General features: G+C 64.3%; 4 protein-coding genes. All 4 read left to right on the top strand.

Annotated elements, in window-relative coordinates; genetic code table 11:
* Nucleotides 1-2136: glutamate synthase-related protein (locus SFU54_RS00330; RefSeq protein ID WP_319014337.1), on the top strand; the 2136-nt coding region annotated here is incomplete at its 5' end.
* Entirely contained in the window at nucleotides 2129-3586 is a 1458-nt protein-coding gene (locus SFU54_RS00325; RefSeq protein WP_319014336.1) for a glutamate synthase subunit beta, read from the top strand. The genes SFU54_RS00330 and SFU54_RS00325, both read left to right, overlap by 8 nt.
* A 43-nt stretch (nucleotides 3587-3629) precedes the next feature.
* Nucleotides 3630-5087 (top strand): pyruvate kinase, encoded by a 1458-nt coding sequence (pyk, locus tag SFU54_RS00320; RefSeq protein ID WP_319014335.1) that lies wholly within the window; start codon nucleotides 3630-3632, stop codon nucleotides 5085-5087.
* A 262-nt stretch (nucleotides 5088-5349) separates the two neighbouring features.
* On the top strand, nucleotides 5350-6504 hold the full coding sequence (locus SFU54_RS00315; protein WP_319014334.1) for an IS481 family transposase: 1155 nt from the start codon (nucleotides 5350-5352) through the stop codon (nucleotides 6502-6504).
* The last annotated feature ends 59 nt before the right edge of the window (nucleotides 6505-6563 follow it).

Genomic DNA, 6563 nt, shown 5'->3' with positions numbered 1-6563 from the left:
CCGCCCCACCTCTTCAACCCCGAAACGGTGTTCCGCCTGCAGCACGCGACGCGGGCAAAGCGGTATGACATCTTCCGCGAGTACACCAAGGCGGTTGACGACCAGGCCGAGAACCTCATGACCTTGCGCGGCTTGTTCCGCTTCAAGACCGAAGGACGCACGCCGGTCGCTCTTGACGAGGTCGAGTCTGTTGAGTCGATCATCCGTCGGTTCACCACGGGTGCCATGAGCATGGGTGCGATCAGCCCTGAAATGCACGAGACGCTCGCCATCGCCATGAACCGCATCGGTGGTCGCAGCAACACCGGTGAGGGCGGCGAGAGCCCCGAGCGGTTGCTCGATCCCGAAAAGCGCAGTGCGATCAAGCAGGTGGCGTCCGGTCGCTTTGGCGTGACGAGCCTGTACTTGACGCACGCCGACGACATCCAGATCAAGATGGCCCAGGGCGCGAAGCCCGGCGAGGGTGGGCAGCTGCCCGCGAACAAGGTTTATCCCTGGATCGCCCGGCTGCGTCACGGCACCGCCGGTGTGGGGCTCATTTCGCCGCCGCCGCACCACGACATCTACTCGATCGAAGATCTCAAGCAGCTCATCTTCGATCTCAAGCGGGCGAACCCCGCGGCGCGTGTTCACGTCAAGCTCGTGAGCCAGTCGGGCATTGGCGCGGTTGCGGCCGGTGTGGCCAAGGCCAAAGCCGATGTCGTGCTCATTTCGGGTCATGACGGTGGCACCGGTGCGAGCCCTCTCAACTCGCTCAAGCACGCGGGAACCCCCTGGGAGCTTGGCCTTGCTGAAGCGCAGCAAACCCTCATGCTCAACAACATGCGGGGGCGTGTGACGGTCCAGGCCGATGGCCAAATGAAGACCGGTCGAGACGTCATCATCGCCGCTCTGTTGGGCGCCGAAGAGTACGGCTTCGCAACGGCCCCCATGGTTGTCTCTGGTTGCATTCTCATGCGCGTCTGCCACCTCGACACGTGCCCCGTGGGCGTGGCGACGCAGAACCCCGAGTTGCGCAAACGCTTCACCGGCACGCCTGAGTTCGTCATCACGTTCATGGAGTTCTTGGCGCAGGAGGTGCGCGAGTACCTGGCCGAGCTGGGTTTCCGCACGCTTGAAGAAGCAATCGGTCGTGCCGACTTGCTCGATGTTGATCGCGCAGTGCAGCACTGGAAGGCCGACGGGCTCGACTTGTCGCCGATTCTTGCAGGTCCTGTCTTCGACGACGATGCGCCTCGCACGAAGCGTCAGCAGCAAGATCACGAGCTCGATGAGCACTTTGACAACGAGCTCATCCGTCTCAGCGCGGATGCGCTGCAGCACGGTGCCCCCGTGCGCATTGATCTGCCGATTCGCAACACCGAGCGCGCAGTCGGCACGATGCTGGGCCACCATGTGACCAAGCTCCATGGCGAGCACGGACTGGCCCCCGACACGATTGACGTGACGCTCACGGGCTCGGCTGGTCAGAGCCTCGGGGCCTTCATGCCGCGGGGTATCACCCTGCGTCTCTATGGCGACAGCAACGACTACGTGGGAAAGGGTCTGTCGGGTGGACGGGTCGTCGTTCGTCCGACGCGCGACGCCGTCTTCCACGCCGAGCGCAATGTCATTGCGGGCAACGTCATTGGCTACGGCGCGACAAGCGGTGAGCTGTTCATTCGCGGCATCGTCGGTGAACGCTTCCTCGTTCGAAACTCCGGCGCCACGGCCGTCGTCGAGGGCGTGGGCGACCACGCGCTCGAGTACATGACGGGTGGAACCGCGATGATCATCGGGGCAACGGGCCGCAACCTGGGTGCTGGCATGTCCGGTGGCACGGCGTACGTGCTCGACCTGCGCCGCGAACGCGTCAACAGTGATGCTCTCGCGACGGGTGAACTCGAGCTGTCGCCGCTCGACGCCGATGATCGGGAGATTGTTGCCGACCTCTTGCGCCGCCACCACGACGAAACCGAGTCGGCCGTCGCGGCGCGCCTGCTGGGCGACCTTGACTCGGCATTCGAACGGTTCGTGAAGGTCTTGCCTCGTGACTATGCGGCGGTACTCGCAACCCGACAGACTGCTCTCGACGAAGGCCTCGACCCCGATGGAGACGTCGTGTGGGGCCGCATCTTGGAGGTGACCGGTGGCTGATCCCCGGGGTTTCATCACGGTTCCTGAGCGCGAGCTTCCGCCGCGCCGCCCGGTTCCGCTGCGTCTCATGGACTGGAAAGAGGTCTATGAACAGGGCGACCCCGGCGTGCTGCGTCGGCAAGCGGGCCGGTGCATGGACTGCGGCATTCCGTTCTGTCACCAGGGGTGCCCGCTCGGAAACCTGATCCCCGAGTGGAACGACTTGACATGGCGCGGCGAGGGCCGTCAAGCGATCGAGCGCCTGCACGCGACCAACAACTTCCCGGAGTTCACCGGCAAGCTCTGCCCGGCACCGTGCGAGTCGTCGTGCGTGCTGGCGATCAACCAGCCTGCTGTCACGATCAAGCAGGTCGAAGCCTCGATCATCGAGAACGCGTGGAACAACGGTTGGGTACAGCCGCTCCCGCCCGAGCGATTGACCGGCAAGACGGTCGCGGTCGTGGGGTCGGGCCCCGCGGGACTCGCCGCGGCACAGCAGCTCACGCGCGTCGGTCACACGGTCGCGGTCTTCGAGAAAGATGACCGTATCGGTGGCTTGCTGCGCTACGGCATTCCCGACTTCAAGATGGAGAAGCGCCATCTGGATGCTCGCCTCACGCAAATGCAGGCAGAGGGCACCCGGTTCCGCGCCGGTGTCGAGATCGGCGTCGACATTACGTGGGATGAGTTGCGCACGCGCTACGACGCCGTCGTGATCGCGACCGGTGCGCCTGAGCCCCGCGACCTGGCTATTCCAGGGCGCGACGCCTTGGGCATCCATTTCGCGATGGACTACCTCACGCAGTCGAACCGTGTTCAAGCGGGCGACACGGTGAGCAACCAGATCACCGCCGAGGGCAAGCATGTCGTCGTGCTGGGCGGTGGCGACACCGGGGCAGACTGCATCGGTACCGCGCACCGTCAGGGTGCCCTGAGCGTGACGAACCTCGCCATTGGCAAGCAGCCCCCGCACGAGCGACCCGAGTCGCAGCCGTGGCCCATGCAGCCCACTCTCTTCGATGTGCAAAGCGCCCATGAAGAGGGAGGCGAGCGCATGTACCTCGCCTCGACCGTCGAGTTCTTGACGACGGAGGCGGGCGAAGTGCGGGCGCTGCGGGTTGCTGAGACCGAGTATCTCGATGGTCGTCGCGTGCCGAAGGCCGGCACCGAGCGGGAGATTCCCGCCGACTTGGTGCTGCTCGCTCTCGGTTTCACCGGTGCCGCACGCGGAACGCTGGACGAGCAGCTTGGTCTTCCCTTCGATGGGTCGGGAACCGTGAAGCGCGAGGCCGACTACACGACCGGTGAGAGTGGCGTCTTTGTCGCGGGTGACGCTGGTCGTGGAGCCTCGCTCATCGTCTGGGCGATTGCCGAGGGTCGCGCGGTTGCCGCCGCGGTTGATACTTATCTGCAGGGCGCAAGCGACCTTCCCGCTCCCGTTCGCGCCACCGACACACCGCTCACCGTCTGAGATTCTGCTCCACCCCTACCACCACCCCCCATTGAAGGACACCATGAGACGCGCAAAGATCGTTGCCACCCTCGGGCCGGCGACATCCAGCTACGAAAACATTCGGGCCATCATCGAGGCGGGCGTCAATGTCGCCCGCATGAACCTCAGCCACGGTAGCTACGAGGTGCACGAAGAGGTCTATCGCAACGTGCGGCAGGCCGCTGCCGACGCGGGCAGCCCGGTTGCCGTTCTCGTGGACCTTCAAGGCCCGAAGATTCGTCTCGGCAAGTTCGAGAACGGACCGCACGATCTGGCTGAGGGTGACATCTTCACGATCACGACCGAAGACGTGCTCGGCACGAAAGAGCTCGTGGGCACGACCTTCAAGGGTCTGCCCGCCGACGTCAAGCCCGGTGACTACTTGCTCATCGACGACGGCAAGGTCAAGGTTCAGGTGCTCGACACCGATGGCGTGCGCGTGCGCACGCAGGTGATCGTTGCGGGCCCGGTCTCAAACAACAAGGGCATCAACCTTCCGGGCGTTGCCGTCAACGTGCCCGCCCTGTCGGAAAAAGACGAAGATGACCTCCGGTGGGGGCTCAAGCTCGGTGCCGACTACATCGCGCTCTCGTTCGTTCGCAACGCTTCTGACGTCACGCGCGTTCACGAGATCATGCGCGAAGAGGGCGTGACCGTTCCGGTCATCGCCAAGATCGAAAAGCCCCAGGCCGTGGATGCCCTCGAAGAGATCATCGAGGCCTTCGATGGCATCATGGTCGCGCGCGGAGACCTCGGCGTGGAGCTCCCGCTCGAAGCCGTGCCGATCGTGCAGAAGCGCGCCGTCGAACTGGCCCGCCGTATGGCCAAGCCGGTCATCGTGGCCACGCAGATGCTCGAGTCGATGATCAGCAACCCAATTCCGACGCGCGCCGAGACGTCGGACGTCGCCAACGCGGTTCTCGACGGTGCCGACGCAGTGATGCTGAGCGGTGAGACGAGCGTGGGTGAGTTCCCGGTCATCACCGTGTCGACGATGGCACGCATCGTTGCCTCGACCGAAGAGCACGGACTCGAGCGAATTCCTCCGTTGGGCACGAAGCCCCGCACCCAGGGTGGTGCGATCACCCTCGCCGCGGCCGAGGTCGCTGACTTCGTCGAGGCGAAGTTCGTCTGCGTGTTCACCGAGTCGGGTGACTCGGCTCGCCGCATGTCGCGACTGCGGTTCCGCATCCCGATGAAGGCGTTTACGCCCTCCGAGGCCATCGCGCGCCGCATGTCGCTCACGTGGGGCATCGAGTCGTTCCTCGTCGAGCGCGTGACGCACACCGACGCCATGTACCGCCAGGTTGATGAGGTGCTGTTGCGGGAAGGTCTCGCCGAGGTCGGCGACAAGGTCGTCGTCATCTCGGGTTCCCCTCCCGGAATCGCCGGATCGACCAACGACTTGCGCGTGCACGTCGTGGGCGACGCCATCAACGCGGCGGCTCCGGTGTGGGAGAGTCGCGAGCACTCCGACTGATCGATCGCTGTGACGAGTGAGGGCCCGCATCCAGCTGGATTCGGGCCCTCACTCTTTTTCTGTACCGGCTGTGGGCGCAACGCGCGAGCGTTGCGCGGCGGCATGCTGCGACACGGTGAATCGCTCGGGATGTTCTTCTTGTACCGGCTGTGGTGTCTGGTTTCAGCACATCGTGGACACCTGTCTCACGACATCGTGGACAGTGAGGCCGGTGAGGGCGTGATGTCTCACGACATTGTGGACACCCCGCCAGGGTCAAGGGGTGAGCAAACAGGAAGTACTCATCCTCGCCGTCACCGTGCAAGGCCTGTCGTATCGAGAAGTCGCCCGCATCCACGGCGTCTCAAAGTCACTGGTCCATAAGCTCCACCAACGGTGGCTGACCGAAGGCGAGGCAGCGTTCACACCCCGCTCGAGCGCGCCACGCTCCCACCCCACCCGCACACCCGAACCTGTTCGCGCTCGCGTCCTGCAGTTGCGTGCCCAGCTGACCGCCGACGGCCTCGATGCCGGCGCCGACACAATCTGCTCACTGCTGGCAGCCGAACAGGTGACGATCTCCCGTTCGACGATTTGGCGCATCCTGCGCGCTGGCTCGGTAATCACCCCGCAACCCCAGAAGCGTCCTCGAGCGTCGTGGCAACGCTTCGCCGCTGCGCAACCCAACGAGCTTTGGCAATCCGACACCACCCACTGGCGCCTCATCGACGGATCAGAGGTGGAGATCATCGGCTGGATTGATGACCACGCCCGTTTCATCACCCACCTGTCGTGCCATGCCCGCATTAGCGGCCGCACCGTCACCGATACCTTCCAGCAGGCTGTTGCCGTGCACGGGTTCCCCGCCGCGACGTTGACGGACAACGGCAACATCTTCACCACCCGCTTCGCTGGCGGCCTGAAAGCCCGCACCTCCGGCAACGCGTTCGAGACGTTGCTGGCGTTGCACGGCATCACCCAGAAGAACGGCAAACCTTACAAACCCACCACTCAAGGCAAGATCGAACGGTTCTGGCAGACGTTGAAGAAACGCCTCGCAGTGCGCCCCGCGAGCAGCCTGGAAGAACTGCAACGCGAGCTGGATGAGTTCGTGGAGCACTACAACCAGCACCGCCCGCACCGCTCGTTGAACCGACGCACGCCCGCCTTCGCCTACACGCTGATTCCGAAGGCCGCACCGATGCAGCCTGATGACCCGAACATTTGGCGGGTGCGCTACGACACCATCGATGCGCACGGCAAAGTCTCCCTGCGTTTCGCGAACCGAATGATGCACCTGGGATACGGGCGAGGCTTGGCTCGCACGGCCGTGATCGTGCTCATCCACGGGCTCTATGCCATCACGATGACCCCCGATGGTGAGGTGCTCGCGGAGCATCAAATCGACCCGAACAAGGGCTATCAGGCCAAGACGTGAAAAACGGGCGAACCCTCCTGCTGGGGGTTCAGCTGTCCACGATGTCGTGAGACATCACA

The sequence above is a fragment of the Microcella sp. genome (genome assembly GCF_033763155.1).
In the GTDB taxonomy this organism is placed as follows: Bacteria; Actinomycetota; Actinomycetes; order Actinomycetales; family Microbacteriaceae; genus Microcella.
Note: the sequence above shows the minus strand (reverse complement) of the source record. Positions and strands in the feature narration are given on the sequence as shown.